The organism is Neisseria sicca VK64, assembly GCF_000260655.1.
Classification (GTDB): domain Bacteria; phylum Pseudomonadota; class Gammaproteobacteria; order Burkholderiales; family Neisseriaceae; genus Neisseria; species Neisseria sicca_B.
Genome location: NZ_AJMT01000020.1, coordinates 1 through 3,744 on the forward strand (window position 1 = coordinate 1; position 3,744 = coordinate 3,744).

Here is a 3,744-nt window from a genome sequence, read left to right on the forward strand (position 1 = left end):
CATTTTACGGCGACGGTCGATACGGAAATACAGCAAATCTTTCGGGTCAAATTCGAAATCCAACCACGAACCACGGTAAGGAATGATTCGAGCAGAGAACAACAATTTACCGGAGGAATGGGTTTTACCACGGTCATGCTCAAAGAACACGCCAGGAGAACGGTGCAACTGAGAAACAATCACACGTTCGGTACCGTTAATGACAAACGAACCGCTTGGAGTCATCAATGGGATTTCGCCCATGTACACTTCATTTTCACGAACTTCTTTGACTGTCGGTTTAGACGCTTCCTTGTCTAAAATAACCAGTCGGATACGCGCGCGCAAAGGGGCTGCATAAGTGATTCCGCGCAATTGACATTCGGGAATATCGAACAAAGGTTCACCCAACGTGTAATGCACAAACTCCAGACGCGCATAACCGTTGTGGCTTACGATGGGGAAAATAGAATTAAATGCAGCCTGCAGACCATCATCAGTGCGCTGATCAAAAGCATTTTCTAATTGCAGAAATTTCGCATAAGAATCAATTTGTGTTGCCAACAAAAAGGGAACGTCCAATACGTTCTCTCGTTTTGCAAAACTCTTACGGATACGTTTTTTCTCGGTAAACGAATAGTTCATATACACTCCGAAAAGCAATTTTAAAAAAGAAGTCGTCTGAAATAACGCCTATTGTTTGTGTTATTTACATTTATTTAAACTTAACTTGCGAATAAATTGCAAATAAATGTAAATAACAAATTAACCTAATAACAATAAGCAAAATAAGGCTGGCAGAAAACTGCCAGCCTTCACAGGAAGCATCAAATTATTTGATTTCGACTTTAGCGCCGGCTTCTTCCAATTGTTTTTGGATGTCTTCAGCTTCAGCTTTAGAAACACCTTCTTTAAGAGTTTTAGGTGCACCATCAACGATGTCTTTAGCTTCTTTCAGACCCAGACCGGTAATTGCGCGAACTACTTTAATCACGCCAACTTTTTGGTCACCGGCAGAAGCCAATACTACGTCAAATTCAGTTTTTTCTTCAGCGGCAGCAGCACCAGCACCAGCAGGACCCGCAACTGCAACAGCAGCAGCAGAAACGCCGAATTTTTCTTCAAAAGCTTTAACCAAGTCGTTCAATTCCATTACGGTCAAAGAACCAACTGCTTCCAAAATGTCTTCTTTAGTAATAGCCATGCTATTTATACTCCAAATATTGTATTAAAAAATAATTGATTAACAGAAACAAAATTGATTAAGCGGCTTCTTCGCCTACTTTTTTCTCTGCCAAAGCAGCCAAACCACGCGCAAAGCCTGATACAGGAGCTTGCATAACGAACAGCAGTTTGGACAACAGCTCTTCGCGGCTCGGAATAGAAGCCAACTCAGCAACCTGAGCAGCATTCATCACTTCACCATTGTAAGAACCGGCTTTAACTACAATTTTGTCATCTTTTTTCGCGAATTGGTGCAGCACTTTAGCAGCAGCAACAGCATCTTCAGAAGCAGCATAAACCAATGGACCAACCATTTGATCAGCCAAAGCTGCGAATGAAGTACCCTCTACTGCACGACGAGCCAATGTGTTTTTCAGAACGCGCAAGTAAACGCCTTCTTTACGCGCATTTGCACGAAGCTCAGTCATACTGGAAACACTGATACCGCGATATTCAGCAACCACGAGAGTCTGAGCGTTAGCAATTGCTGCGCTGATTTCCTCTACGGCTACTTTCTTGGTTTCAATATTGAGACTCAAGGTCTACCTCCCACTGTTTATAAACAGGATATCGGAATGATATCCCACCAGCGCGGTAACCTAAAAAGACATCTTACAAGCAATCTTGCAATGTGTTTCAGGACTACCGTCTGCGTAGGGCAGTTACGATTAAATCTTGCGATCCCTACGGTCTTGGACATCTACTTAATTCTAAGTAGCCCAAATTCAAGCAACTCAAAAATAGAGTTGCTTGAAAATTTCTTAGATTAGTTATTCACGCTTGATGTATCAACGCGAACACCTAAACCCATAGTGCTGGATACAGCAACTTTTTTCAGGTACTGACCTTTAGCAGCAGCGGGCTTGGCTTTAACGATAGCATCCAGCAACGCATCAAAGTTTTCTTTCAAATCGGCTTCAGCGAACGAAGCACGACCGATAGTTGCATGAACGATACCAGCTTTGTCTGTACGATATTGTACCTGACCAGCTTTTGCATTTTTAACTGCTTCAGCCACATTAGGAGTAACAGTACCCACTTTAGGGTTCGGCATCAAACCACGCGGACCCAAGATAGTACCCAACTGACCAACGATGCGCATTGCATCAGGAGAAGCAATAACAACGTCAAAGTTCAGATTACCTGCTTTGATTTCAGCAGCCAAATCTTCAAAGCCGACAACATCAGCACCAGCTTCTTTAGCTGCTTCAGCATTTGCACCTTGAGTAAATACCGCCACGCGGGTTGTTTTACCAGTACCTTTAGGCAGAACAACTGAACCACGGATAACTTGGTCAGATTTACGCGGATCAACACCCAAGTTGAAAGATACGTCAACAGATTCGTCAAATTTAGCAGTCGCTGCTTTTTTTACCAAAGCAATTGCTTCATCAATTGCATATAATTTATTGGCTTCAACAGAAGAGCGCAAAGCTTTCAAGCGTTTAGATACTTTAGCCATTATACAACACCCTCCACATCCAAACCCATTGAACGAGCAGAACCAGCAATAGTGCGAACAGCGGCATCCAAATCAGCAGCAGTCAAATCAGGTTCTTTAGTTTTAGCAATTTCTTCCAACTGAGCACGGGTCAATTTACCCACTTTATTTGTCAGAGGATTAGAACTACCTTTTTGCAGACCAGCAGCTTTTTTCAACAGAATAGAGGCCGGAGGAGTTTTCATCACAAAAGTGAATGACTTATCCGCAAATGCAGTAATTACAACTGGAATCGGCAAACCAGGCTCCATGCCTTGAGTTGCAGCATTAAATGCTTTACAGAATTCCATAATATTCAGACCACGCTGACCCAAAGCAGGACCAACTGGGGGAGATGGATTGGCTTTACCTGCAGGAATTTGCAGTTTGATATAGCCGATAATTTTCTTTGCCACTTATAGGACTCCTAAAAACGGGTATAGCGCGGAACCATTTCCGCTTCCCAAAAAAGAATTCAGTATTATATTTACTTAGAGATTTTTTTTCAAGGGATTTAAAAACTTAAATCTTTTCTACTTGACCAAACTCCAGCTCAACCGGGGTTTCACGACCAAAAATCTGAACAGAAACCCTCAATTTATTACGCTCATAATTCACTTCATCTACAATACCGTTGAAGTCAGCAAAAGGTCCTTCGTTTACACGAACTTGCTGTCCCACTTCAAATTCAACTTTAGGTTTAGGCTTCTCAACCCCAGAACGAACCTGTTGCAAGATTGCATCAGCCTCTCTTTGAGAAATCGGAGTAGGCTTATTTGCCGTACCACCAATAAAGCCTGAAACTCGAGGGGTACTTTTCACCAAATGCCATGAGTCATCGGTCATTTCCATTTCGACCAAAACATAGCCCGGATAGAACTTACGCTCGCTAATGGTTTTACGACCATTTTTAATATCAACCACTTCTTCAACCGGAACAAGAATCTGACCGAAATAACCTTCCATGCCTTCGCGAGCGATACGCTCTTTTAGGGTCTTCTGGACATTTTTCTCAAAGCCGGAATAAGCCTGCACAACATACCAACGTTTTGACATTTTTA

The 3,744-nt window shown here is 42.4% G+C and carries 5 protein-coding genes and 1 pseudogene; all 6 read right to left on the reverse strand.

Annotated features, from left to right (window positions below; genetic code table 11):
• A pseudogene (locus HMPREF1051_RS01605) lies at positions 1-624 on the reverse strand (DNA-directed RNA polymerase subunit beta); the annotation flags it as partial.
• 187 nt (positions 625-811) lie between these two features.
• Positions 812-1,183 carry a 50S ribosomal protein L7/L12 gene (gene rplL, locus HMPREF1051_RS01610; protein WP_003677916.1) on the reverse strand — a complete coding sequence of 124 codons (372 nt, stop codon included), beginning with the start codon at positions 1,181-1,183 and terminating at the stop codon, positions 812-814.
• Positions 1,184-1,241: 58 nt separating this feature from the next.
• Positions 1,242-1,742 carry a 50S ribosomal protein L10 gene (gene rplJ / locus HMPREF1051_RS01615; protein ID WP_036491136.1) on the reverse strand — a complete coding sequence of 167 codons (501 nt, stop codon included), beginning with the start codon at positions 1,740-1,742 and terminating at the stop codon, positions 1,242-1,244.
• Positions 1,743-1,969: 227 nt separating this feature from the next.
• Positions 1,970-2,665, reverse strand: a complete 696-nt coding sequence (rplA, locus tag HMPREF1051_RS01620) for a 50S ribosomal protein L1 (RefSeq protein WP_003763421.1) — start codon at positions 2,663-2,665, stop codon at positions 1,970-1,972.
• Positions 2,665-3,099 carry a 50S ribosomal protein L11 gene (gene rplK, locus HMPREF1051_RS01625; protein WP_002220151.1) on the reverse strand — a complete coding sequence of 145 codons (435 nt, stop codon included), beginning with the start codon at positions 3,097-3,099 and terminating at the stop codon, positions 2,665-2,667. The genes rplA and rplK overlap by 1 nt, the downstream gene beginning before the upstream one ends.
• Before the next feature lie 106 nt (positions 3,100-3,205).
• Positions 3,206-3,739 carry a transcription termination/antitermination protein NusG gene (gene nusG, locus HMPREF1051_RS01630; RefSeq protein ID WP_003760509.1) on the reverse strand — a complete coding sequence of 178 codons (534 nt, stop codon included), beginning with the start codon at positions 3,737-3,739 and terminating at the stop codon, positions 3,206-3,208.
• Positions 3,740-3,744 lie beyond the last annotated feature (5 nt).

Bases quoted from the DNA above. Each gene is read 5' to 3' on its own strand.
- rplA (WP_003763421.1), bottom strand. From the start codon at position 2,665: ATGGCTAAAGTATCTAAACGCTTGAAAGCTTTGCGCTCTTCTGTTGAA.
- nusG (WP_003760509.1), bottom strand. From the start codon at position 3,739: ATGTCAAAACGTTGGTATGTTGTGCAGGCTTATTCCGGCTTTGAGAAA.
- rplL (WP_003677916.1), bottom strand. From the start codon at position 1,183: ATGGCTATTACTAAAGAAGACATTTTGGAAGCAGTTGGTTCTTTGACC.